Origin of the sequence: Nocardia sp. CC227C (genome assembly GCF_030767025.1) — a bacterium.
GTDB lineage: Bacteria > Actinomycetota > Actinomycetes > Mycobacteriales > Mycobacteriaceae > Nocardia.
In genome coordinates this window covers 460188-482666 of sequence record NZ_JASITE010000004.1, presented here as the reverse complement: position 1 = coordinate 482666, position 22479 = coordinate 460188, and the positions used below count along the sequence as shown (strand labels likewise).

22 protein-coding genes are annotated in these 22479 nt (G+C 69.8%); 13 read left to right on the top strand and 9 right to left on the bottom strand.

From position 1 onward, the window contains the following. Nucleotides 1-228 precede the first annotated feature (228 nt). The 5 genes from QMO76_RS10840 (at nt 229) to QMO76_RS10820 (ending at nt 4265) form a co-directional block, all read left to right on the top strand. Nucleotides 229-1608 (top strand): S1C family serine protease, encoded by a 1380-nt coding sequence (locus tag QMO76_RS10840; protein WP_372341949.1) that lies wholly within the window; start codon nt 229-231, stop codon nt 1606-1608. 98 nt (nt 1609-1706) lie between these two features. Next, the gene (locus tag QMO76_RS10835) at nt 1707-2207 is read left to right on the top strand and encodes a molybdenum cofactor biosynthesis protein B (protein ID WP_178070443.1); all 501 of its coding nucleotides are present in this window, start codon (nt 1707-1709) and stop codon (nt 2205-2207) included. After that, complete coding sequence (locus tag QMO76_RS10830) at nt 2197-2424, top strand: hypothetical protein (protein WP_306361069.1); 228 nt, start codon at nt 2197-2199, stop codon at nt 2422-2424. Before QMO76_RS10835 ends, QMO76_RS10830 begins: the two co-directional genes overlap by 11 nt. 431 nt (nt 2425-2855) lie before the next feature. Beyond that, a complete protein-coding gene (locus tag QMO76_RS10825; RefSeq protein WP_306361068.1) occupies nt 2856-3536 on the top strand; it encodes an MspA family porin in 681 nt (226 codons plus the stop codon). Between the two features lie 90 nt (nt 3537-3626). Continuing rightward, nucleotides 3627-4265: an MspA family porin gene (locus QMO76_RS10820; protein ID WP_372341944.1), complete on the top strand. Its 639-nt coding sequence runs from the start codon at nt 3627-3629 to the stop codon at nt 4263-4265. Nucleotides 4266-4362: 97 nt separating this feature from the next. Here QMO76_RS10820 and mscL read toward each other — a convergent pair whose 3' ends face one another. The 4 genes from mscL to QMO76_RS10800 all read right to left on the bottom strand — a co-directional run bounded on the left by mscL (nt 4363) and on the right by QMO76_RS10800 (nt 7090). Continuing rightward, nucleotides 4363-4767, bottom strand: coding sequence for a large conductance mechanosensitive channel protein MscL (gene mscL, locus QMO76_RS10815; protein WP_306361066.1), 405 nt, complete (start codon nt 4765-4767; stop codon nt 4363-4365). 132 nt (nt 4768-4899) lie between these two features. After that, entirely contained in the window at nt 4900-5589 is a 690-nt protein-coding gene (locus QMO76_RS10810) for an RcpC/CpaB family pilus assembly protein (RefSeq protein WP_306361065.1), read from the bottom strand. A 113-nt stretch (nt 5590-5702) separates the two neighbouring features. Next, nucleotides 5703-6008, bottom strand: a complete 306-nt coding sequence (locus QMO76_RS10805; RefSeq protein ID WP_306361064.1) for an FmdB family zinc ribbon protein — start codon at nt 6006-6008, stop codon at nt 5703-5705. Between the two features lie 494 nt (nt 6009-6502). Then, entirely contained in the window at nt 6503-7090 is a 588-nt protein-coding gene (locus QMO76_RS10800; RefSeq protein WP_306361063.1) for a 5-formyltetrahydrofolate cyclo-ligase, read from the bottom strand. Between the two features lie 286 nt (nt 7091-7376). Here QMO76_RS10800 and QMO76_RS10795 point away from each other — a divergent pair, with 286 nt between their 5' ends. From QMO76_RS10795 to glpR, 4 genes are all read left to right on the top strand, one after another. Then, entirely contained in the window at nt 7377-8321 is a 945-nt protein-coding gene (locus QMO76_RS10795) for a UTP--glucose-1-phosphate uridylyltransferase (RefSeq protein WP_306361062.1), read from the top strand. A 43-nt stretch (nt 8322-8364) separates the two neighbouring features. Then, on the top strand, nt 8365-9624 hold the full coding sequence (gene glp, locus QMO76_RS10790; protein ID WP_306361061.1) for a gephyrin-like molybdotransferase Glp: 1260 nt from the start codon (nt 8365-8367) through the stop codon (nt 9622-9624). Between the two features lie 133 nt (nt 9625-9757). Beyond that, on the top strand, nt 9758-10408 hold the full coding sequence (locus QMO76_RS10785; RefSeq protein ID WP_306361060.1) for a GNAT family N-acetyltransferase: 651 nt from the start codon (nt 9758-9760) through the stop codon (nt 10406-10408). A gap of 165 nt (nt 10409-10573) precedes the next feature. Further along, a complete protein-coding gene (gene glpR / locus QMO76_RS10780; RefSeq protein ID WP_306361059.1) occupies nt 10574-11848 on the top strand; it encodes a gephyrin-like molybdotransferase receptor GlpR in 1275 nt (424 codons plus the stop codon). A gap of 221 nt (nt 11849-12069) precedes the next feature. On the opposite strand, the gene QMO76_RS10775 is transcribed toward glpR, so the two are convergent. After that, nucleotides 12070-12708, bottom strand: a complete 639-nt coding sequence (locus QMO76_RS10775) for a hypothetical protein (protein WP_306361058.1) — start codon at nt 12706-12708, stop codon at nt 12070-12072. 594 nt (nt 12709-13302) lie between these two features. On the opposite strand from QMO76_RS10775, the gene QMO76_RS10770 reads away from it, so the two are divergent. After that, the gene (locus QMO76_RS10770; RefSeq protein ID WP_306361057.1) at nt 13303-13863 is read left to right on the top strand and encodes a C40 family peptidase; all 561 of its coding nucleotides are present in this window, start codon (nt 13303-13305) and stop codon (nt 13861-13863) included. 83 nt (nt 13864-13946) lie between these two features. Here QMO76_RS10770 and QMO76_RS10765 read toward each other — a convergent pair whose 3' ends face one another. Beyond that, nucleotides 13947-15293 (bottom strand): hypothetical protein, encoded by a 1347-nt coding sequence (locus QMO76_RS10765; RefSeq protein WP_306361056.1) that lies wholly within the window; start codon nt 15291-15293, stop codon nt 13947-13949. A gap of 229 nt (nt 15294-15522) precedes the next feature. Then, nucleotides 15523-17031, bottom strand: a complete 1509-nt coding sequence (locus tag QMO76_RS10760) for a serine/threonine-protein kinase (RefSeq protein WP_306361055.1) — start codon at nt 17029-17031, stop codon at nt 15523-15525. Between the two features lie 527 nt (nt 17032-17558). Between QMO76_RS10760 and QMO76_RS10755 the strand changes: the two genes are divergently transcribed. After that, nucleotides 17559-17966 carry a hypothetical protein gene (locus QMO76_RS10755; protein WP_306361054.1) on the top strand — a complete coding sequence of 136 codons (408 nt, stop codon included), beginning with the start codon at nt 17559-17561 and terminating at the stop codon, nt 17964-17966. 1 nt (nt 17967) lies between these two features. On the opposite strand, the gene QMO76_RS10750 is transcribed toward QMO76_RS10755, so the two are convergent. After that, nucleotides 17968-19020, bottom strand: coding sequence for an aminotransferase class V-fold PLP-dependent enzyme (locus QMO76_RS10750; RefSeq protein ID WP_306361053.1), 1053 nt, complete (start codon nt 19018-19020; stop codon nt 17968-17970). 316 nt (nt 19021-19336) lie between these two features. Between QMO76_RS10750 and QMO76_RS10745 the strand changes: the two genes are divergently transcribed. Together QMO76_RS10745 and QMO76_RS10740 are read left to right on the top strand one after the other, a co-directional pair. Then, the gene (locus QMO76_RS10745) at nt 19337-20113 is read left to right on the top strand and encodes a GntR family transcriptional regulator (protein ID WP_306361052.1); all 777 of its coding nucleotides are present in this window, start codon (nt 19337-19339) and stop codon (nt 20111-20113) included. A gap of 131 nt (nt 20114-20244) precedes the next feature. Beyond that, the gene (locus QMO76_RS10740; protein WP_306361051.1) at nt 20245-21645 is read left to right on the top strand and encodes a metallophosphoesterase; all 1401 of its coding nucleotides are present in this window, start codon (nt 20245-20247) and stop codon (nt 21643-21645) included. Nucleotides 21646-21663: 18 nt separating this feature from the next. Here QMO76_RS10740 and QMO76_RS10735 read toward each other — a convergent pair whose 3' ends face one another. After that, the gene (locus tag QMO76_RS10735; protein WP_306361050.1) at nt 21664-22329 is read right to left on the bottom strand and encodes a class I SAM-dependent methyltransferase; all 666 of its coding nucleotides are present in this window, start codon (nt 22327-22329) and stop codon (nt 21664-21666) included. Between the last annotated feature and the right edge of the window lie 150 nt (nt 22330-22479).

The window sequence follows — 22479 nt, the reverse complement described above, 5'->3', positions numbered from 1 at the left end:
CCGCACGGTGGCGGTCGGTCCTTCGGTGGGGCAGTCCCTTTCGGCGGTGGGGCCACCCCGTACGGCCCCGGCACTTCGGCATACGGCGCGGCGGGGCGGGGCGCGGGCCACGATGCGTCGGGAACCGCGGAGATTCCCGTCGGTGAATCGCATTCGGCTGGGTATGTATCGGATATGAGTGGTTCCGGGCAGGGTGGATTCCAAGTCGGCCCATACACGACCGCCGCCATGGGTGCGGGCGGTACAGGCGGGCACGCGGGTGGCGGCGGACTGTTCGGCCAGGGCGGGCCGGGCGGCCACGCCGGACACGGCGGGTACGGCGGGTACGGCGGCCGGAGTGGGCCCGGCGGGCACGGCGGCCAGGGTGGACCCGGCGGGCACGGCGGCCAGGGGGGACCCGGCGGGCCGGGCGGACCCGGCGACCCCGGCCACCCGGGCGGACCGGGCAACCCGGGCGGACCCGGGCAGCCCGGCTATCCGGGCGATCCGGGGCACAAGGGCGGCAAGCGCACCGCCCTGCTGGCGGGCGCGGTGGTGCTGGCGCTGGTGAGCGGTGGTATCGGCGGCGTGGTCGGCTCGGTCGCGACGCGCGATGCCGGTGGTGGCCGACCGGCCGTCACCAATGCCCTCGACGCCCCGCGCGAGAAGGCCACCAATGTCGCCAGCGCCCCCGCGGGGTCGGTGCAGGCGGTGGCCCAGAAGGTGGTGCCGAGCGTGGTCATGATCCGGGTGGAGGGCAATCGCGCCGAGGGCGAGGGCTCCGGCGTGGTGCTGTCCAGTGACGGCCTGATCCTCACCAACAACCACGTGGTCAGCGGCGCGGGCCCGAACGCCCGGATGGAGGTCGCGTTCAGCGACGGCTCCACCGCCCCGGCCACCGCGGTGGGCAGCGACCCGGTCTCGGACCTGGCGGTCATCAAGGTGAGCGGGAAGTCCGGCCTCACCCCGATCGAACTGGGCAGCTCGGAGAACCTCCAGGTGGGTCAGCCCGCGGTGGCGATCGGCTCGCCGCTCGGCCTCGCGGGCACCGTGACCACCGGTATCGTGTCCGCTCTCAACCGCCCGGTGTCGACCAGTGGCGATTCCGGCTCGACGGGCACGGTGATCGACGCCATCCAGACCGACGCCGCCATCAATCCGGGTAATTCCGGTGGCGCGCTGGTGGATATGAACGGCAAGCTGATCGGGATCAACACCGCCATCGCCACGCTCGGCGTGTCCGATCTGTCCGGCGGTCAGAGTGGTTCCATCGGCCTCGGCTTCGCCATCCCGGTCGACCAGGCCCGGCGTGTCGCCGATGAGCTGATCAAGACCGGCAAGGTCACCTACGCCCAGATCGGGATCAAGGTGCGCGGCCGCGACGACGTGAACGGCGCGCGGGTGGTGGAGGTGACCCCGGACGGCGCGGCCGCGGCGGCGGGCATCCCGAACGGCGCGATCATCACCAAGCTCGATGATCAGGTCATCGACTCCGGCAACGCGCTCATCGCGGCGGTGCGCTCGCACCAGCCGGGTGACAAGGTGAAGGTCACCTTCACCGACGAGCAGGGCAACAATTCGAGAACCGTCGAGGTGACCCTCGGCGAGGTAGTGGAGGGCGGCCGATGAGCCAAGTACGAACCAGACCGATCGCGCTGGCCGCGGAGCGGATCCTCCGGGACGGGGGTTGGGAGCCGTTGTCGGGCAAGGACGCTACGGTGAGCACCATGGAAATCGATGCCGCTGTGGCGGGCCGTGCTCTTGTCGTGGTCGTCGACGACCGAACCGCTCACGGCGGTGTGGACTCGCTGGGTCCGCTGGTCACCGAGCTACTCACCGAAGCGGGCTTCCTGGTGGACGCCTCGGTGTCGGTGCAGGCCGACGAGGTCGAGATCCGCAACGCGCTCAATACCGCGGTGATCGGCGGCGTGGATCTGGTCATCTCGGTGGGCGGCACCGGCATGTCGCCGCGGGACTGCACGCCCGAGGCCACCGCCGAGGTGCTGGACCGGGAACTGCCGGGGATCAGCGAGGCACTGCGTGCCTCCGGATTGTCGGCCGGTTCGGTGGACGCGGGCCTGTCCCGTGGCCTGGCGGGCGTCTCGGGCAGCACCCTGGTGGTCAACCTGCCCGGCACCCGCGCCGCCGTCCGCGACGGGATGGCCACCCTCGGTCCGCTGGCGATCCGGGTGATCGAGCAGCTGTCCGGTCTCGCGGATGAACTCTGACCCTGATCGCGATACCGCGACCGGCCGCGAACCCGAGGCCGGTCGCGATTGCGAGCCGCCCCGGCGCAAGAAGCTCTCGGTAGCGGAGGCGGCGCGGCTCGCGCGGGTTTTCGGTGACACCCTCCCAGCTACCACCCGGGACGAACGGACGCCGGAGCCGAACGCGGGCGCGTCCGACGACTGGTTGCGCTCGCAGGTGCCGCCGCATCACGGCTGAAATTGATCGGTGCGATCTGCACCGGCTATCGCCGGCAAAGGCTCGACGCTTAGCGTCGAGCCTTTTCGTTGTTTCTACGAATTCCCTGCTCACCGCACTTATGCAAATCAAGTGATATGAGAATCATGGTCAGTGTGATTCAGATCACACACTGTTTACCAACTCTTACATTGCTCAGTCATTGCCTGAGTGTTTAATGTCCCACTTCGGGCTGTACAACCCGTGGGTTCTCCAGTCTCGGAGTGTGGCGTTGCCGCGCCCACTGCAACAGGAGCCTGGCCCGGCTCCTGCGGCTGAACTCGCTTGGAGCACAAAATTTGTCATTGGTTACACGGTGGCAACAAAAGAGCGACAAACTGAGCTGGGCCTGAGAGGACCCATTTCAGCCTCGGGTGTCGAGGCTGACCGCTAGAAACCTGATGAGGGGAAGTATGAGCGAGAACCGCACCAACGGTCTGCGTCGTGGTGCCCGGATCGCGGGCGCTGGCGCGGCTGCGGCCGTTGCCATCGGCCTGATGTCGACCGGTGCTGCCCACGCGGATACCTTCGTGCCGTTGCCGGACGGCCAGAAGACGAGCCCGGGTGGCGAGGTCACCATTACGCGCACGGGCGAGCAAGCGATCGTGTCGCCGTCGCTGGCGGCCAACGGCGCCGGGCGCACCGTGTGGGTGAGTGGCAATGCCACCGCCGATGTCCGGAGCACCCCCGAGGGCGACCCGGGCCCGTGGAACGGCCCGTCGGGTCGTGACGGATCCAACAACTCGTCCACCCACGGCGCTTCGCGAATCAGCACCGGCTACATCATCGGCTGCCAGGTCAGCATCGGTGACGAGGCCGTGTCCGCGGGCGTGTCGGCGAGCGTCAACCTGAGCGATCTCGGCGGCGGCGTGTCCATGGGCCTGGAGCTGGGCCCCGGCCAGGTCAAGTGGGTCGAGGTCGAGGGCAAGGACATCCTGAAGCCGGGCGTCTACTCGGTCGAGTACATGGATGCCGAGATGCAGATCCAGGGCTGCGCGGGCTACGCGCAGGCCCGTTCCTACACCGTTGTCGAGATCATCGGCGACCACTACTCGAAGACGACCCTCTACGGTATGCCGTTCAGCATCGGCTGACGTGTCCCGGTCTCGCCAAATCACTTCTCGCGCAAGCGAATCAAACCCTTGAGGGAAAACAATATGAACATCCGTAAGACCGTGGCTCGGATGGCTGGTGTGGGTGCCACTGCCGCCGTCGCCCTGGGCCTGTTCTCCACCGGCGCCGCCAACGCCGACACCTTCGTGCCGCTGCCGGGCGGCGAAATCACCAAGACCCTGTCCGACGGCACCGCCGTGACCGTTCGCCTCGTCGGCGAGTCGGCCCTGATCAGCCCGTCCATGGGCGCCACCCCGCTGCACCGCAACGCCTGGGTCTCCGGGTCGGCTCAGGTCGAGCTGTCCGGTGCCAGCAAGGGCAAGATCTACCCCGGCTACGTGGTCGGCTGCCAGGTGAACATCGGCGGCGGCGGCGTCGAGGGCGGCGTCGAGGGCAGCGTTCCGCTGGAAGAGGGCGGCAGCGCCTCCCTCGGTGCGTCCACCGGCGGCAGCCTGTCGCTCGGCCCGGGCCAGGCGGCGCGCTTCTACGTCCTCGACATCGAGAAGCCGGATGACTACGGCAACGAGGACCACGGCAGCAACACCACGTTCAAGGGCCAGAGCGGCTCGGTGACCTGGGCCGACACCACCATCGGTCTCAGCGGCTGCGCCGGGTACGCCCAGGCGCGTGCGTTCGTCACCGTCAAGGTCGAGACGGACAACGTCATGAGCACGGTCACCCTGTGGGGCCAGCCGTTCAGCCTCGGCTGATCGACGCCTAGTTCGAGAATGGGCCCGGTGCGGTTTCGCACCGGGTCCATTTCTTTGTTTCGCGCCCTTCTTTGTTCACCGCGTGGTAGTCCGCCGTTCAGGATTCGTGTTTCCCGCCGCTGTGTTCGGGGCCCGCGGCGAGCAGATCACGAATCTCGGCGAGCAATTCGAGCTCGGTCGCGGCGGCTTCGGCTGTGCCCCAGCGATTTTTGGCCTTGTTCGTCGGAACCACCACGATGAAGTAGAGCAGGGATGCGATGATGACGAAGTTGAGCGCGGCCGTGATGATGGGGCCGATGGCGATGAAGGTCGCCGGTTTGTCGGCCACGAGCTGGAATCCCAGCCCGAGTTCGTCGCTGCCGCCGAATACGGCCAGCAACGGGTTGATGATGCCATTGCTGAAAGCGGTGACAATGGCGACGAATGCGGTACCCATGACCACGGCGACCGCCAGGTCCACCACATTGCCGCGAAGCAGGAAATCCTTGAATCCCTTGAGCATGGCCGAAACTCCCTCTGCTTGATCGCCGCGCCGGGGCGGGTCGGATACGAGCGCCGGACGGTGCGTCCGGTGGAGCCGTGCACTGGTGGTTCATCGGGGATACGGGGAATGTTAATCGCTCGGGGGTATCGGTCAGTGGAACACCACCGTGAGGGCGGTGCGTAGCGAGGCGGCTGCGACGGCGGTGGCATGTCGGGCGTCGAGCGCCACCAGCACCACCTGTGCACCGGAATCACGTGGCCCGTCGGCTCCGGACACCAGCACCACCGCGGCATCGGTCGCCAGCACGCGCACCGGCCGCGCGGTGTCGGCTCCGGCGGTCCGCCGCGGCCGCTCCTCGCGGGCATGGTCCGCGGGGCCCTCCTCCTCCGCCGCGACCACGTCCACGCGGTCACCGGCGCGCAGCACGGACGCGACCGCGGCGTCCGCCAGGCGGATCGGGACGATGCGCGCATCGGGGGTACCGGCCGCCGCGGCGGCCAGCCGGGGGCCGACGACGCGGACGTCGGTCAGTATCTCACCCGTGCGCACCGCGCCGGTCAGCGTCGCACCCAGGACCGCGGCGGGATCTCCCGCGAAACCTTCCGGCAGCCCGGCGGTTTCGCGACCGACGGTGCGGATGTCCGTCGCGCCGAGCGTATGCCCGGGCGGTAGCTCCCGGGCGGCGACCACGACCTCGGTGCGCCGGTCGGCCGGGTCGCCGCGCAGTGCCAGTACGGCGGCCAGCGCCAGCAGGCCCACCGCCACCAGGCGGCGCAGGACGGCACCGTCCGACCACGGCGGTCGTGGGAGCTCGGCGAGCGCGGAGCGCAATCGGTTCATGGCCGGGAGCCTAGGCCCGCGCACGGACCAGCCGACCCCGGAGGCGACTGCCGAAGGGGTCGGCTGTGGATAGCGAAAGCGGTGTGGACAGAGCCTGTTTCAGGCCCGGTCCGTCAGGCCGCGGAGGTGCTGGATCCGGTGCTGGAGCCGACGGAGGCCGTCGACGCGGTGGCCGTGGAACCGCTGGACGAGCCGCTGTCGGAGGACGCCGCCGCCTTGGCCGGTTCACTGGAGGTCGACCCGTTGCGGCTGTCGGTGCGGTAGAAGCCGCTGCCCTTGAACACGATGCCCACCGAGTTGAACAGTTTGCGCAGCTTGCCGTCGCACGCGGGGCAGACGGTCAGCGCGTCATCGGAGAAGGACTGCACGATGTCGAACTTGTTGTCGCACTCGGTGCAGGCGTACGAGTAAGTAGGCATCGGATTACCTCCACGGTCTCTGTCGACTTAGCACTCTACAGCCGATAGTGCCAACGCGGGTAATCGACCGCTTGTTCCTCTCCGCCTCTCCGGGTCTCCTCTCCGCCTCTCCGGGTCTTCAGCGGACGGCACAGTGCCGTGGGGGCTCATGCACCCGTGCCGGCGGTGGGGGAGCGAACCCATTCTGGGCGTACCCGAGGAGTTACCCCGATCCTTGCGAGATCAGTGGTCGCGTTGCTCTGGTGATCGGCGCTCGCGTTTCTCGGCGACGGGAGCGCAATGGTCGTCTCGCTCGGGGGTGATCAGGTGGTCGCTCAGGCGTGCGGCTCGGCAGGGGCGGGCGCTTGTGTGGGGGCGGCGCGGCCTGCTCGTGCGGGATCGGTGCACGGGTCGTTGATAGGAGGGGGCGTCTGCACGTGGAGAACGGGCGATGGTTTTGCGGGTGGGCGTGGTTTCTCGCGTGCGATCTGGTGGCCGTTGCCGTGGGGGCGTGGTCAGTCGTGGGTGTCGGCCTCCAGTCGGCGGAGGCCGTGGTGGGGGGTGAGGACCCAGCCCATGCGGTGGTCGTGGGGTTCTTCCGGCAGGTGGTCGACCAGTTCGTCGTCGCGGACCACGGCGATGAGCCGGGCGTCGGGGCGGGCGGCGTGCAGGGTGCGGTCGTAGTAGCCCGCGCCGCGGCCCAGGCGGACGCCGCGGCGGTCCACGGCCAGCGCGGGGATCAGGATCAGCTCGGCCAGGTCCAGGGCGTCGGGGATCGTCGGGCCGTCCGGTTCCAGAAGGCCGTAGCGGGCGCGGCGCAGGCGATCGCCGCCGAGGTATTCGGCCCAGGCGAGCGGGCCGGGTGGGCCGGTGACCGGGAGCAGCACCCGCGCGCCGCCAGCGCGCAGCGCGTCGAGCAGGGCGAGCGAACCGGGCTCGGAGCCGACGGGGACGTAGGCGCACACCCAGCCGTCGGCATGCAGTGCCGTCACCCCGGCCGCCAGGGCCGCGGCCTCGGCCATACGCTCCTCGGCGGATACGGCGGCACGGCGTGCCAGCAGCTCGGCCCGCCACGCCTGCTTGTCCCATTCGCCGGTCGTCACGGCCTCACCCTAGGTGTTGCCAGCGCCGTGCCCCGGCGGTGTGATAGGTGTCGCAGTGTCCGATTTTCGACCTGAGACTTCCGACGCCAGCTGCGAATATCGCTGTTGCCGCGCGATAGCGGGGCGCTGTGGACGGTTTCGGCACACCTCCGGACGGGCAGCTTATCCCCGTGTGAGCAGTGACGTTCGACGCGCTCGTCACGGGTTCGCCGCATAGGCTCTCCGGCATGTCGGAGCGCTGTCGAATGCGTCTTCGGCCCAGGTGACGGATGGATAGGGTGTGTTCATGACAGCAGATGCCGGACAGTCCGGGAACGGGTCGTGCTTCCGCACCGCGGTGGTGCCCGCGGCCGGACTCGGCACCAGGTTCCTGCCCGCGACCAAGACCGTGCCCAAGGAACTGCTACCGGTGGTCGACACCCCCGGTATCGAGTTGGTCGCCGCCGAGGCCGCCGACTCCGGCGCGAGCCGCCTGGTCATCGTGACCTCACCCGGCAAGGACGGGGTGGTCGCGCATTTCGTCGAGGACCTGGTCCTCGAGGGCACGCTCGCCGAGCGCGGCAAGTTCGCGCTCCTGGAGAAGGTACGCAAGGCCCCGGCTCTCCTCGATGTCACCTCCGTCGTGCAGGAGGAGCCCCTCGGGCTGGGACATGCGGTCGCGCAGGCGGAGTCGGCACTCGACGACGACGAGACGGCCGTCGCCGTGCTGCTGCCCGACGATCTGGTGCTGCCCAGCGGTGTGCTGGCCGTGATGAACAGGGTGCGCGACGCCTTCGGCGGTTCGGTGCTGTGCGCCATCGACGTGCCCAAGGATCAGGTGAGCGCCTACGGCGTCTTCGACGTCGATCCGGTGGCGGGCGGCAACCCGAATGTGCTGAAGGTCAACGGCATGGTGGAGAAGCCCAAACTGGAGGACGCCCCCTCGACCTACGCGGCGGCGGGCCGCTACCTGCTCGACCGCGCCGTCTTCGACGCCCTGCGCCGCATCGAGCCCGGCGCGGGCGGTGAGCTGCAACTCACCGACGCCATCGCGCTGCTGATCGCCGAGGGCCACCCGGTACACGTGGTGGTGCATCGTGGGTCGCGCCACGATCTCGGCAACCCGGGCGGCTATCTTCGTGCTGCGGTCGATTTCGCTTTGCAACGCGAGGAATACGGCCCCGCCCTACGCGAGTGGCTGGAACAGCGCCTGCGTCCGGATTGGGATCCGCAGCCGACCTCGTACGAATGATCCGCGTGACCGGTTGGGTCGGGTTGGAACGAGGAAGGGCTGAATGCGCTCGGTTGAGGATCAGCAGATCAAGGTGACCGCGGCGGCCGTAGCGCCGCGCCCGGTACGGGTGGCGATCTCCGAGGCTCAGGGACTGCTGTGCGCCGAGGACGTGGTGACCGAGCGTCCACTGCCGGGGTTCGACCAGGCGGCCATCGACGGCTACGCCGTACGCAGTGTCGACGTCTCGGGCGCGGGCGCCGACATCCGGGACGAGGACGGCCGCCCCATCGATCTGTCCCTGCCGGTGGTGGGCGAGGTGGCGGCCGGATCGCGGCAGCCGATTCGCCTGCAGCCCAGGCAGACCGTGCGCGTCGACACCGGCGCCCCGCTGCCCACGCTCGCCGACGCCGTGCTGCCCCTGGACTTCACCGATGGCGGCCGTGCGCGGGTGAAGGTCTACGAGCCGGTGCGCACCGGCGACTATGTGCGCCGCATCGGCGACGATGTGCAGCCGGGTGATCTCGCCGTGCGTGCGGGCACCATTATCGGCCCGGCGCAGGTGGGACTGCTGGCGGCGGTCGGCCGCGACAAGGTGCTGGTGCATCCGCGCCCCCGGCTGTCGGTGCTGTCGGTGGGCGGGGAGCTGGTCGACATCGACCGCACCCCCGGGCCCGGCCAGGTCTACGACGTGAACTCCTACGCCCTGGCCGCCGCCGCGCGCGACGCCGGGGCCGATGTGAACCGGGTCGGCATCGTGAGCGGCGACGCCAAGCGGCTGCGCGACGTGGTCGAGGGGCAGTTGGTGCGCTCCGAGGTCGTGGTGATCGCGGGCGCCGTCGGCGGTTGGGCCTCGGAGCAGATTCGCGAGGCCCTCGAGGGGCTGGGCGAACTGGAGATCACCCGGGTGGGTATGCATCCGGGGTCGGTGCAGGGGTTCGGGCGCTTGGGGCGTGACGAGGTGCCCACCTTTCTGCTGCCCTCGAATCCCGTCGGCGCGCTGGTGGTCTTCGAGGTGATGGTGCGACCACTGATCCGCATCGCGCTGGGCCGTCGCCACCCCATGCGCCGAATCGTGAAGGCGCGCACCATCCTTCCGATCTCCTCCATTCCCGGGCGGCGCGGCTATCTGCGTGCCCAGCTCATGCGTGACGAGCAGACCGGTGAGTACCTGGTGCAGCCGCTCGGCGGTCCCAACGGCGCGTCCTCGCACCTGTTGGCGACGCTCGCGGAGGCCAACTCGCTCATCGTGATCGATCCGGAGGTCACCGAGGTGCGTACCGGTGACGAGGTGCGGGTCGCCTTTCTCGCGCAGCGTGGGTGAGCGGCGGCATGAGCGGGTCGGGCACGAACGATGCGGCTGGGATGCGGCCGAGCCGACCGGTGGGCCGCCGGTTGCGGGTGGTGGTCGACGGGCGGGCCACGCGGGGCCACCGGTCGTGCCGGACGGGCACGGCATGAATGTCTTCCGGGCCGGTCAGCATCCCGGATGGCCCGCGCATCTGGGGCCGGTGCGGGTGGCGGCCGGACGAGTGACCCTGCGCCCCATCCGTTTGCGGGATGCGACCGCCTGGAGCCGGATTCGGCTGCGTGATCGAGAACACCTGGAGCCGTGGGAGCCGACCGGACGCGGTTCCTGGGAGGCGCGCAATCACGCCTCGAACTGGCCGTCGCTGTGGTCGAGTCTGAAGGCCGAGGCGCGTCGGGGTGCGATGATCCCGCTCGTGATCGAGGTCGAGGGCCAGTTCAGCGGCCAGCTGACGGTCGGCAATATCGTGCGCGGCGCATTGCGTTCGGCCTGGATCGGCTACTGGGTGTCCAAGGAGGTGGGCGGTCAGGGCGTGGCCACGGCCGCGCTGGCGCTGGGCCTGGACCACTGCTTCGGTGCGGTCGGGCTGCACCGCGTGGAGGCCACCGTGCGCCCGGAGAACCTGGCCAGCCAGGCGGTATTGCGCAATGTGGGGTTCCGTGAGGAAGGGCTGCTGAAGCGGTACCTGGATGTGGACGGCGCGTGGCGCGACCACCTGCTCGTCGGCATGACGGTCGAGGAGGTGTCGGGCACGGTGGTGGACCGTCTCATCCGTACCGGACGGGCAATCCCGGGTTAACTCCTGTGACTAGTGTGGCGGGTGTGGACGGCGCGCCTGCCGGGAATTCCTATGTTGCCGAATTAGCCTACGGACGTCGGTGGTGCGCCTGCGCCACCATGCGGCGCATGTCGAAGGGACTGCTGTCGAAGGGACTGAGGCCTGGCGGGACGGAGGTGGAGCACGATGCCGAATTCGATCTTGTGGATCGGTCTGGTGGTGCTCTGGGTATTCGTGCTGTTTCCCATGCTCGCCGGTCGGCACCCGCGCATCCGGCAGACCACCGACGCGGCCCTGGCGACCCGGGTGTTGCATCGTGGGGACGCCAAGCGACTCATCAGGAAACGGCCTGCCGCCGGACACGACACCGACCCCGACTATGTACCCACCCGGAGAGTTGAGCATCCCCACACCGATGATGCGGAGGATCGGATGACGAGATCGGACGACGAGACCGCCACCGGCGACGACGATTTCGAGGCCGACCGCGAAGTCGATACGGTTGCCGCGCCGCACGCGGAGTCCGGCGCGGACCTCGACGACGAATTCGCCGCCGCGACCGAGCGCGCGGATGACGAGGATCGGGTGGCGGCCGACCGGTTCGATGCCGACGACCCCGGGACTCACGACGCGGCCCCGGTCGACGCGGACAGCGACGACGAGTACGAGCGCGACGGCTATGCGCGCGATGACGAGCGCGGCGGCTACGAGCGCCGTGATGATGAGCGGGACGGTTACGAGGGCGACGATGACGAGCGGGACGCCGCGTACGAGGCGGATGAGCTCGACGACGCCGACTCCTACGCCGGATCCGGCTCCGGCGCAGACGATCGCGACCTGGAAGCGGACGACGAACCCGCTCCGGCCGCGGCGCGGGCTCCCGCCGTCATGGCCCGGATTCCCGCCGCCCGCACACCGGAACCGTACGACGAGGACGAATCCGAGTACGACGAGCGGGATTTCGTGCCCTCCCGGCGCGGTCGCGGCGGCTACGACCCGGAGGCCGATGCCATCGCCCGCGCCGCCCGCTACCGCTTCCGCCAGCGGGCCGTCCTCGGACTGGCCTGCAGCGTGGTGCTTTTCGCCGCGGGCGGGCTGCTGGTGTCGTCGGGAATGTGGGGGCTGTGCGCGCTGTCCGCGGCCGTCCTGGTGGGTTATCTGGCCTACCTGCGCAAGCAGGTGCGGATCGAGGAGGACATCCGTCGCCGCCGCGCCGCCCGTTTGGCCCGCCACCGGCAGCGCGGTGACGCGGACGACGAGGAGGAGTCTCCACGCCGCGTCGTCGATCGCAGTTCACCCGACCGGGAGAGCGCCCGCACCCAGCTGCGGCGCGCCACGCTCCTGGAACCCGACGACGAGGATCCGATGTTCGAGCATCTGGAGATGTTCGACGCCGCAGTCGCCCGTGAAACCCGCCAGCGCGCGGCGGGCGCGCGCATGCGCCGCGCGGTAGGCGAGTAGACCACCAGCACGGCACGGCTCACACGGTGGCCCCGACCTTTCCGGTCGGGGCCACTGGTCTAATGCCCGATCGCCCGAGCACGGTGCTCGGGCCGCCGTCACCCTGTCGACCGAACTGCCGCTGCTTGGTTGGTCGATGCGCTGCTGTTCGGTTGGTCGACGCGCTGCTGCTGGGTCGGCCGATCCGCCGCTACTTGGTCGGCCGCCGCGCCGGTGCTCGGTCAGCCGATCTGCCGCTCGATCTGTTCGGCGAGGGCGCGGAGTCGGGTGGCGAATTCGCGGGCGGCGGCGGGATCGCCGCTGGACTCCCGGACCGCGCGGCGGGTGAGAACGGCGAGGCGCGATTCCAGTGCGGCGAAGGGGCCGCTGCGGCGGGTGGTCGTGGATTCGGGGAGGTCGCCGCGTTGCCAGGCACGCAGTCGTTCGACCACGTCGGCTTCGTCGAAGCGCGGCGGCAGCAATGCCACCGCCTCGCGGAGCGTGGCGGCGGTGATCTTGACGTTCTCGGCCGCGAGCGTGGTGTAGACCGTCACGGCCGCGTCGTCGCCGTGCTCGGTGGCCACCGGCAGCAGTTCGCGAATCTGGCCCTCGTTGATCGCGGGTGCGTGCCGGTGCAGGCGCGCGGCCAGCGGCCAGGCGCGAATCAGTTTGTAGGCGTACGAGCGCCGCATATCCCAGCGCTGTTCCACATAATCGTCGAAGGTCGCGTACCCATTGCGGTAGAGGCGGCCGTCGCGGACGATCTGCAGCGCCCGCCCGGCGGACCAGAATGCCTGGCGCAGGGTGTCTATCGAGGATTCACAGAAGGCCAGCTGCACGTGCTCGGATTCGCTCAGTGGCCCCTCTCCGGCTACCGGCACAGGTAATTCCAGAATCGTGGGTGCGGCCTCCTGCGGAGGCGGTACCGTGCCCAGCCGAATCGCAATCGCACTGTCTTCCGCACAAGCGTCCTCGAAGTCCCGACGCCGCCATTCGGCATGCCACGACGGCGGGTGTTCCGCACGCTCGGATGAGGGGATCGCCGCAGGTCCAGGGGGTTTCGGCATGAACATTCCGCCCGAGGTGAGGAATTCCGACAGGTGCCGGAAGAGTCTCGCACGCACGCACGCGATGCCTCCGTATTGCGCGCTGAAAATCGCCGTGACGACCGGATTCTCGTGCTTGTCGCACGTGCCGCTGTGTCCAATTGGACACAGCGATTCACCGCATGCACGTGCGTTACGTTAGTCGTTCGTTATCGAAACACGCGTGTCGGACTGTGCATAACCCTGTGAACAAGCGAACCATTCGATGTCGAAGTGTGGATGTGATGAGTGTCAACCGAGTAGCTCACAGCTCGATCGGAGGACTGCATCATGGAAACAGGCGGAGACAGACATCGGTTTCGTTTCTTCGCACGGCACATTTCTTGGCGGCCACTGGTGGTCGGGGCGCTCGGCGCCGCGAGCCTCGCCGTGGCTTTGCTCTACTCCGCGGGTTCGGCGAAGGCCGAGCCGGTGGCGGTGCCCGGCTTCGGCGCCATCGCACCGCAACCAGCCGCCGCCCCGGCGCCCGCACGGAGCGTCACCGTCGCGGGACTCGGCACCTTCCCCGTGCCCGACGGTGTGCCCCCAGTGGTCGGCATCCCCGGAGTCACCGACAATCCGGCTCCCGCGGCCGTTCCGGACCGTCCGACGACGGGGGAGCGCGCCGTGCGGGCCGCACGCTCCAAATTGGGCACCGCCTATCGCATGGGCGGCACGGGGCCGGACTCCTTCGACTGCTCCGGTCTGGTGCAGTGGTCCTACCGCGAGGCGGGAGTGGAGCTGCCACGCACCAGCCAGGGCCAGTTGGCCGTCGGCACCCCGGTCGGCGTCGACGAGCTCCGGCCCGGCGATCTGGTGTCGTTCTACGGCGGCGGTCATTCGGCCCTGTACGCGGGCGAAGGCCGGATCATCCACGCCTCCACCTACGGCGTGGGCGTCACCGAAACCGAACTCGGCGATATGCCGATCACCGGCGCTCGCCGATACTGACCGATCCGGAGACTGGAACGCCGACGTCCCGGTCGGATTTCATCCGACCGGGACGTCAGCGATTGCGCTCAGGAGCCGCCGGTTCAGTTCCGGCGCTGCTTGGTGGTGCGGGCGCGACGGCGCTCGGCCTGCATTTCGGCGAGCTCACGCTCGAGGTCGTCCGCGACGCGGAACTGACCCGTGTCGTAGATGTCGCTGGCGTCGCCGTCCTTGTCGTCCTTGCCCTTGCCCGAGGTCACCGGAGAGCTGATGGTCTCGGCCCAGATGGCGTCCAGCTCGGCGGCCGCCGCGGCGGACGCGCGGGTGGCCTCGGCCGAGGTGGTGCGCTGCTCCGGGGCCGCGGGGATCGGGGTGGTTTTCGCGGCGGTGGTGGTCGGCGCGGTGCCGTTGCGCTTGGGGGCGGCGCCGTTCTTCGTGGCCGCCGGAGTGTCCTTGCGGTCGGCCGGTGCGGCCTCGAGGGCCGGAGTGCGGGCCTTGCCCGCGGCTTCGGCGTCCTCGGCCGGAACCGTTTCCGCGTCCAGCACCGGGTCTCTCGGGCCGTCCTCCTTGGTCTCGGTCCGTTCGGGCGCCTTCTCGACGGCCTGGTGCGGGGCGGTCATCTTGTAGTCCGCCATGGTGGAGAGCCTGCGCACCTGTAGCTTCTGCCGGATCTGCTCGGCCGGGTCCGGCAGGCCCCGAATCTGTTCGGTGGCATGGCCGATGGCTTGGCCGTAGCGCGCGCTGACGGCATTGTGGATGAGCAGCGCGACGCCGATCATGACCGGCGCGACCGCGTGCACCGCCGTCTCGTACCAGTCCGCGGCGGCCACGTACGGGTAGGTGTTGAGTCCGACGGTCAGTGCGAGCAGGGCGAATTCGGCGATGTGCACCTGGCGGCGGTTCTCCAGCACACCCCACTCGGCGACCTTGTTGGTGCCGATCATGATGATGATCAGACAGACGCTGATCATGCCTTCGAGCAGGTAGCTGAACCAGAACAGCGGATTGCCGGGGCCGCCGGGCGCGATGTTCTGCTGCACGTTGACCGCGGACCACAGCATGCCCGCGCCGACCACACCGGCCAGGGCGCGCAGCGACCACGCGCGGTGCTTGTAGAGCGAGGCCAGTTTCGCATGCGGACTGGATTCGCGTCGCTGCGCGGCGATGGCCTTGCGCGCCATCAGCAGATCTCGCATATCGGCCTTCTCGATCTCCTCGCCGGTCGCCCTGGCGCGGTCGGCCGCCGCCGCGGTGGCCTGGACCTGCTTCCATCGCTGTTCGCGGTCCTGGATGCGAATCCGTTCGGCCAGCTCCCGTTCGGCAGCCAGCTCGTCTTCGGACAGTGCTTCGGTCAGGGCGGGATCGAACTGATACGCCAGCCGTCCCCGCGCCTTCTCGACGCGATTGGCTAGCTGCGTGACATCGTCCTCGAACGGAAACTCGATCGTCATATCTCCTCCCGCAGCAGACGATCCGACCCTGGACAGGTGTTCACGAGTGGCAATCGCACATGCCATTAATAGTCGATGGCTCGCTCAGACGAAACTGGGGATTTGCCATCAGTCCAGTCCGCCTCGGCGTGCCGCGCGCGACACGCCCAACAATCGCTCGATTACGCACCGTTAGGTTCGGTCGGATGACCTGCAATGAAACGGACATAAAGGTTTCGGATCGCGCGTGTCAGGGTACGAGCTCCGCGCTGTCGATCCGGTACGCGTCACCCGCCCGCACCAACTGAGCCCGCCGGGTTTCGGTTCCGGTGCGACCGTCGTCGTAGCGTAGCGAGAGTCGGTAGGTGACCGTCAGATTCGCCGGATTCGGACTTACCTCCGAAACCGTGACGGAACCGACTGTGCCCCAGAAATCTTGATAGGCGGCGTATCCGCCGACGAAGTCCTGATAGCGCGGTGTCAGGCGCGACCACGCGGCGGCGGTGTCGCCCGGCAGCAGGGCGTAGTGGTCGCGAACGTAGTCCGCCAACCCGACGGTCGGCTCCGGCGCGCTGGTGGTTCCTGTGGTCTCGACGGAACTCGGCGGTGTCGTCGCGGCTGCCGTCGGCGGCGCGGCCGGTGTCGTCGCGGCGGACGTCGTCTCGGCCGCGATCGTCAACGGCGGCGGACCCGGAGCCGCGGTGACGGTCGGCCTCGTCGGGGACGAATCCCGGTCCACGAGTAGGCCGATCGCCACCGCCGCCGCGAGCAGCACCGCGACCCCGGCGGTCACGGCCAGCACGGTCCGGCGGGTGGACGAGCCCGGCGTGGCCCGGGTTCGCGTCCACACCGGCTGCGAGTACGGCGGGGTGGACGGGGGCGGGGGCGAGGGATTGAGTTGCGTGGCGGCCGTTCTGGACGGCTTGCCGCCCGTATCGGCGGCGTCGCCCGCCAGCGCGTCCCGCGCGGCGGCGGCCAGCGCGCCGGCGGACGGATAGCGCTGTGCCGGATCCTTCGCCATCCCGCGCGCGATCACCTCGTCGAAGGCCGCCGGAATCCGCGTGTCCGCCAGGGAGGGACGCGGCGGGGGTTTCGACAGGTGCGCGGCGATCTGCCGCTCCACGCTGTCCCCGGGGAACGGCTTCGCCCCGGCCAGGCATTCGTAGAGCACGCAGGCCAGCGAGTACACGTCGGCCCGGCCGTCGCACTCGTCGTGCGCGAGCCGCTCGGGCGCCATGTACGCGAAGGTGCCGACCGCCGCGCCCGTGGTGGTCAGACTGCTGTCGCCGCCGCCGCGCGCGATCCCGAAATCGATGAGGTAGGCGAAACCGTCCGCGGTGGTGAGCACATTCGAGGGCTTCACGTCCCGGTGCAGCAGTCCGGCCCGGTGCGCGGCGTCCAGTGCCGCGGCGATCTGGCCGAGGTAGGACACCGCCGTGGCCGGGGGCATGGGACCGCCGGTGGCGAGCCGGGTGGACATGTCGATGCCCTCGACGAGCCGCATATCGAGGAACAGCCGACCGTCGATCTCACCGTAGGCGTGGATCGGAATGATGTGCGGTTCGGTCAGTTTGGCGGCCGCCTGTGCCTCCCGGCGGAACCGCTCCCGGTACACGGGATCGTCGGCGAAGTCGGGCGGCAGCACCTTCAGCGCGACCACGCGATCGGTCTCGGTGTCGTAGGCGCGATGGACCTGCCCCATTCCGCCCTCGCCGAGCAGTCCGAGGAGGCGATAGCGACCGAAGGTAGTTCCTTCCACCCCGACAACCCAACCACACTCGCCGCGAATCCCACAGTGCCGCAGTGATGGTGGACAGGCCCGCGTGCCATCGCCACCACGGTGGCGAGCCGCTGCGGGCGGAGGTTGAACTCCCTGGTCACGGTGGCCGAGGTGAAACCGGCGGTGTGTCGAAAGCCGTAGCGATCACCTACGACGATGTGGCAGAACCAGCACGCCATGATCGCCGCTGCCGGATTTCGTCCCGGGGCCGAGGAATTCGGCGGCGGTGTGCCGTGCGAGGTTCGGGCGCAGTGGCGAGCGCGGAAAGCTCGGGCGGCCGAGGAAACAGGCGGCGGTGCGCCGTGCGCGGTTCGGCGGTGTGGCGTGTGCGGTTCGGTGGTGTGCGGTTCGGCGGTGTGGCGTGCGCGGAAAGCTCGGGCGGGCAAGGCATCGCGGCGGTGCGTCACGCGTCGGAGCGCGACGGCTCCGTGGGATTCCGCGTCTGCCCGGATGCCCACGGTGTTGGGGTCGTGTGGGTGCGGTCGTGGCTGGCATACGGTGGCGTCGTGAAGGCGAACGGGGTGTGGCAGGAGCGCGAATTCGAGGGGGTGGCGGAGTTGTCGTCGCGGCGCTTCCTGACGCCGGAGGAGGTCCACCGCTTGGCCGGGGCGCAGCGGGATTCGGCCGCCGCGCTGTCGGGGGAGTCCGGGGGCGCGCGGGAGCGCGAACCGGCGCACCGGCTGCGCGGCCTGCTCTACCGACTGGTGTGCGGGTCGAGCGTGAACGTCGGCGGCACACCCCGGCACAAGGCGGCCCCGGCGCAGATCGTCGCCGAGTGGCGTCCGGTCGCGGCCGCGCTGACGCTGTGGGGGTTGGCCCGCTGGATCGGGCCGGACACCCTGGAGGCGACCGAGGCCGGGGTGGAGTGGATCGCCGCCGATCTGCGGCTGCGCGGTGTGGAACTGACGCCGTGAGCTAGTCGTGCAGCACGTTCAGGGCGCGGTCGATGTCGTCCTCGGTGTTGTACAGGTGGCAGGCCAGCCGCAGCCGTCCGGCGCGCAGTGAGCCCACCACCTTGGCCGCCCGCAGCCGCTCCAGCGTGTCCGGGGTGACGGCGAGCGAGACCACCGCCGAATCGCCCTGGGGCAGGCCCAGGCCCGCGCGCAGCCGGTTGGCCAGCGCGACATCGTGCCGGTGGATGGCCTCGATGCCGACGGCTTCGATGAGGTCGAACGCCGGGCGCTGGGCCAGCACGGCGGGCCAGACGGGTGAGACGTCGAAGCGGCGGGCGTCCTCGGCCTGCCGCAGCGGGCCGTCGTAACAGGTCTGCCACGGGTCGAAGCCCGAGTACCAACCGGCGGCCAAGGGGCGCAGCGTATTCAGCGCCTCGTCGGTGCCCGCGAGGTAGGCGGTGCCCTTCGCGCCGAGCAGCCACTTGTATCCGACGCTGACCACCCAGTCGGCCCCGGTGTCGTGCACCGGATACCAGCCCGCGGCCTGGCTCAGGTCGAAAAGCGTTCGCGCCCCGTGGGTGCGGGCCGCGGCGATGGTGGCGGGAAGATCGAGCACCGCGCCGTCGGCGGACTGCACCGCCGCGGCGGCCACCAGATCGTCTTCCGGGCGAACGGATTCCGGGAGTTCCGCCAATGGGACGGTGCGCACGCGCAGCTCGGGCCGGGCCAGGAACGGCCACAGCACCGAGGTGAATTCGCCTTCGGGCACGAGCACGTGCGCGCCCGCGGGCAGGCTCGCGGCCACCAGTCCCACCAGCTGCGACACTTGCGATCCGAGCGCCACCTGATCGGCCCGCATCCCGGTCAGCCGCGCGAACGACTCCCGGCACGAGGCGGCCACGGCATCGACGGCGGGAATGTCGAACTCGCCGCGCATGCGCTCGCGTTCGGCCTCGCCCGCCGCGTCCACCGCGGTGATCGGCATCAGGCCGTAACTGGCGGCATTCAGATAGGTGACGGCGGGGGCGAAGGCGTCCCGGACCGAGGACGGCAGCAGGTCGGATGCGGCGCTCATCCCCCCATCGTGTAAGCAGCCGTGACATCGGACAAGAGCCAGCGCGGCGAATCTGGCCCGAACAGCCGGAGCAGCCACCGCCGGAACGATCGACCGCGGCGGGGCACACCGCCGGGTACGCGCGCCGTGGGCGTAAGCCCTCGGCACCGGTATGACCCCTGCACCGTCGTCGTAGACGTCGCCGGGCACGGCCCGTGGCACTCGTATAGCCCACGGCACCGGGGTGTGCGGAGCCCCACGCCCGGATGCGGAGGGGAGTTGCTCTCGGGGCGCTAGACTGTCTCAGACGTTGGGATTCGGCAGGAAGGGCGATGCGATGGGAGCTCAGACGGTAGTCGCCGATGTCGCGGACGAGCTGGCTCGTCGTGTCGTCGAGGGTGTCTACGAGGCGGGTGACCTGATGCCCTCGGTGCGGCAGGTCGCGGAGGAGTTCGAGATGAACCGGGCCACCGCGCAGCTGGTGCTCGGCAGGCTGGAGTCCTACGGGTTCGCCCAGGCGTACCGGGGCAAGGGCTTCGTGATTCGCGATGTGCGCGCGGATGGGGGCGCGGAGGTCTACCGCCGGGTCTTCCAGCTGTCGCTGGGCACGCCCGAGGTGGCCGCGGAGATGTTCCGGGACATCGTGGCCGAGGAGCGCGGCATCGTCCTGGACGCCCTGGTGGGCTACACCGAGTGCGGGGAGCGGCTCGGTGCGGGCGAGCTGACGGCCGCGGTGGACGAACTGGAAACCCTTGCCCGAAAGCCCGATCCGGATCACCGCGCCATGCTCGCCCTGGAGCTGGATCTGGTGCGCCGCCTGCTCACCGTGCTCGACCACGGCATGCGCCGGGCCGTGCTGAACTCCATCGGGGAGACGGTGCTGGACGTGCCGCAGGCGGTCGCCGCGTACTACGCCGCCGGACCCGACCTGCACGTCCTGGTGTGGCGCGCCCTGCTGGCGGTGTGGGAGTCCGACGGCGGTCCGAGTGCGGCGCAGCTCGCGCTGTTCGAGGATCTGTTCGAGATGTACCACGTCAAGGTGGCCGCCCGCTTCGCCGAACTGGTCGGGGCCTCGGGCGAGCCGGGGGCGGAACGGTCGTCGCGCACCGCCTGAGCGTCCGCCGCCGTCCCGGCCCGCGACAGAATTCGCCGGACCAGACTCGAGACGTCATGCGCGGGCTCCGGAGCGTTCAACTGCCCACCGTACGGTCGGAACACAGCTGAGCCGACATCGTGGAGGGCACCATGGTGGATCCGTTGCTTCGAACCGTATGGCTGGCGAATGTCGCCGCCGGAGCGGCCGCCCTCACGGTGCGCACACCGGTGTACCGTCGCTCGCACTTCACCGCGGTGCCAGTGGAATCCGCTCTTCCGCAGCGTGATTCGGTGCGTGCCTCGGATCTCGAGGTGGTCACCGTCACCGATACCTCGGTGGTGCTCACCTGGACCACGCGCGCCCGTGATCGCCTGGGATGGCCGCGGCCGGTGCCCGCCGACACCGAGGTGCGGATCGGTCCCGCGGACAGCGTCGGATCGCTGCCGGTCCGGTTCGCCGACACCCGTCGTACGGCCTACCACTACGCCGAGGTCACCGGCCTGGAGCCGGGACGTTCCTACCGCTTCGAGGCGTACTCCGGCGGGGTGCGCGCCCGCCCGGCCCGCACCCTGGTCACCCTGCGGGCCGATGCCCCCGAATCGACCGGCGTCATCACCACGGCCACCCCGCCGCCGGGACGGCTGCTGCGAACCATCGCCCTGGCCAACGACATTCACTTCGGCGAGCGGGAGAGCGGGCTGTTCCTGCCCGGCGTGCCCAGCGGAATGCGCCACGAGGACGAGGACCATCCGGACATGATGCTGGGGGCCGTGCTCGACGACCTCCGGGCCTCGAACCGTGCGGCCGATCATCTGGTGGTGGCGGGCGATCTCACCGACGAGGGCTCCCCGGAGCAGTCGCGCGGTGTGCGCGATCGACTCGACGGCTGGGGTGCGCTGGGCCGTGACTACTTCGTCTGCCGTGGCAATCACGACCAGCTCGAGGATGCCGACGACGATCCGTGGGGTTCGGTCTTCCATCCACGTCGGCATCTCGTCGACCACGAGCTGGGCGGGTTGCGGTTGATCGGCCTGGACACCACGCGCCCGCGCGGTGCGGGCGGTGTCCTCGACGCCGACCAGCGCGCCGCCCTGCGCGAACTGCTGGCCCCCGATCCTGACCGACCCACCCTCGTCTTCGGTCATCATCCGGTGACAACCCATGCCGCCGTGAGTAATTCGCACGGACCCGGCTTCGTCTTGGATCGCGCGAGCGCCGCCGCGCTGCACGCGCTCTACCGGGCCGCGCCGGGGGTGTTCCTGCACCACAGCGGGCACACCCACCGCACCCGCCGCACTCGCCCGGACATTCCGGTGGGCGTCGAATTCCTCGAAATCGCCTCGGTCAAGGAGTATCCCGGCGGTTACGTGCTGCTGCGGGTGTACGAGGGCGGCTACATGGTCAACTTCTACAAGACCCGGGCGATGGCGGCGCGGCGTTGGAGCACCCGCACGCGCCGCCAGTATCTCGGACTGCTGCCCGATTACGCGCTGGGCAGCTGCGCCGACCGCAATCACGTTGTGCTGCGAGACTTCTCTGGGCTGAGGTGACTGGGCAGAGGTGACGGGTCACAGGCGGCGGAAGCGGGCCAGCCAGGCCGCCACCTCCACCCGGCCGTCCCGTACCTCCAGCCCCTCCGCCTCCGCCGCCACCGGTTCGGTGACCCGGCCGAGATAGCGCGACGGACTCAGCTCCTCCAGTTCCCAACCGTCGGTGAACGATTCGCGGATGATGTCGTCGCCGATGCGGGGGCCGATGCCGGGCTCTCGATTCGACAGCGCCAGGATGTGCACCCGGCCGCCGGGCTCGCACACCGCGCGCAGGCTGCGGACGTACTCGGCGCGCAGTTCCGGCTCCTCGCCGAAGACGTGGAAGAGCGCGCTGTCGACGATGGTGTCGAAGGCGGGGGCGCGTCCGTCCGTCGCGAGCGCCTCGGATTCGGCCAAGCGCAGGGCGTCGGCCACGTCGAAGCGTGCGGACGGCACGCCCTGTGCCGCGGCGTTGCGCCGCGCGTGCGCCACCGCACTCGGGGACAGGTCCACTCCGCGCACGTCGTAGCCCAGGCGGGTGAGCAGGATGGTGTGCTCACCGGCCCCGCTGCCGGGGTCGAGTACCCGCCCGCGGATCCACCCCGCACGCTCGAGGGCCACGATGGCGGGCTGCGGCTCTCCGATCACCCAGGGCGCGGTGTCGTTGTCGTAGACGGCATTCCAGGTTTCGACTGACGAATTCATACGGTCGAGCCTCCCTCCTCAACCCGGGTTGAGGTCAACCGTTACGAAACACATAACGGACCGTAATCGTCTGAGACGGAGGAATCAAACCGTAGACAGTCATATTCGTCCGGCATTACCGTTGTTGAATCGGCGATCGGGCCATCGTGG

What these genes read in the sequence shown, in the direction of transcription:
- QMO76_RS10835 (WP_178070443.1), top strand. Translation starts at nt 1,707, where the DNA reads ATGGAAATCGATGCCGCTGTGGCGGGCCGTGCTCTTGTCGTGGTCGTC.
- QMO76_RS10765 (WP_306361056.1), bottom strand. Translation starts at nt 15,293, where the DNA reads ATGACGATCGAGTTTCCGTTCGAGGACGATGTCACGCAGCTAGCCAAT.
- QMO76_RS10830 (WP_306361069.1), top strand. Translation starts at nt 2,197, where the DNA reads ATGAACTCTGACCCTGATCGCGATACCGCGACCGGCCGCGAACCCGAG.
- QMO76_RS10805 (WP_306361064.1), bottom strand. Translation starts at nt 6,008, where the DNA reads ATGCCTACTTACTCGTACGCCTGCACCGAGTGCGACAACAAGTTCGAC.
- QMO76_RS10740 (WP_306361051.1), top strand. Translation starts at nt 20,245, where the DNA reads ATGGTGGATCCGTTGCTTCGAACCGTATGGCTGGCGAATGTCGCCGCC.
- QMO76_RS10810 (WP_306361065.1), bottom strand. Translation starts at nt 5,589, where the DNA reads ATGAACCGATTGCGCTCCGCGCTCGCCGAGCTCCCACGACCGCCGTGG.
- glpR (WP_306361059.1), top strand. Translation starts at nt 10,574, where the DNA reads ATGCCGAATTCGATCTTGTGGATCGGTCTGGTGGTGCTCTGGGTATTC.
- glp (WP_306361061.1), top strand. Translation starts at nt 8,365, where the DNA reads ATGCGCTCGGTTGAGGATCAGCAGATCAAGGTGACCGCGGCGGCCGTA.
- QMO76_RS10785 (WP_306361060.1), top strand. Translation starts at nt 9,758, where the DNA reads ATGAATGTCTTCCGGGCCGGTCAGCATCCCGGATGGCCCGCGCATCTG.
- QMO76_RS10750 (WP_306361053.1), bottom strand. Translation starts at nt 19,020, where the DNA reads ATGAGCGCCGCATCCGACCTGCTGCCGTCCTCGGTCCGGGACGCCTTC.
- QMO76_RS10795 (WP_306361062.1), top strand. Translation starts at nt 7,377, where the DNA reads ATGACAGCAGATGCCGGACAGTCCGGGAACGGGTCGTGCTTCCGCACC.
- QMO76_RS10735 (WP_306361050.1), bottom strand. Translation starts at nt 22,329, where the DNA reads ATGAATTCGTCAGTCGAAACCTGGAATGCCGTCTACGACAACGACACC.
- QMO76_RS10820 (WP_372341944.1), top strand. Translation starts at nt 3,627, where the DNA reads ATGGCTGGTGTGGGTGCCACTGCCGCCGTCGCCCTGGGCCTGTTCTCC.
- QMO76_RS10840 (WP_372341949.1), top strand. Translation starts at nt 229, where the DNA reads ATGGGTGCGGGCGGTACAGGCGGGCACGCGGGTGGCGGCGGACTGTTC.
- mscL (WP_306361066.1), bottom strand. Translation starts at nt 4,767, where the DNA reads ATGCTCAAGGGATTCAAGGATTTCCTGCTTCGCGGCAATGTGGTGGAC.
- QMO76_RS10745 (WP_306361052.1), top strand. Translation starts at nt 19,337, where the DNA reads ATGGGAGCTCAGACGGTAGTCGCCGATGTCGCGGACGAGCTGGCTCGT.
- QMO76_RS10825 (WP_306361068.1), top strand. Translation starts at nt 2,856, where the DNA reads ATGAGCGAGAACCGCACCAACGGTCTGCGTCGTGGTGCCCGGATCGCG.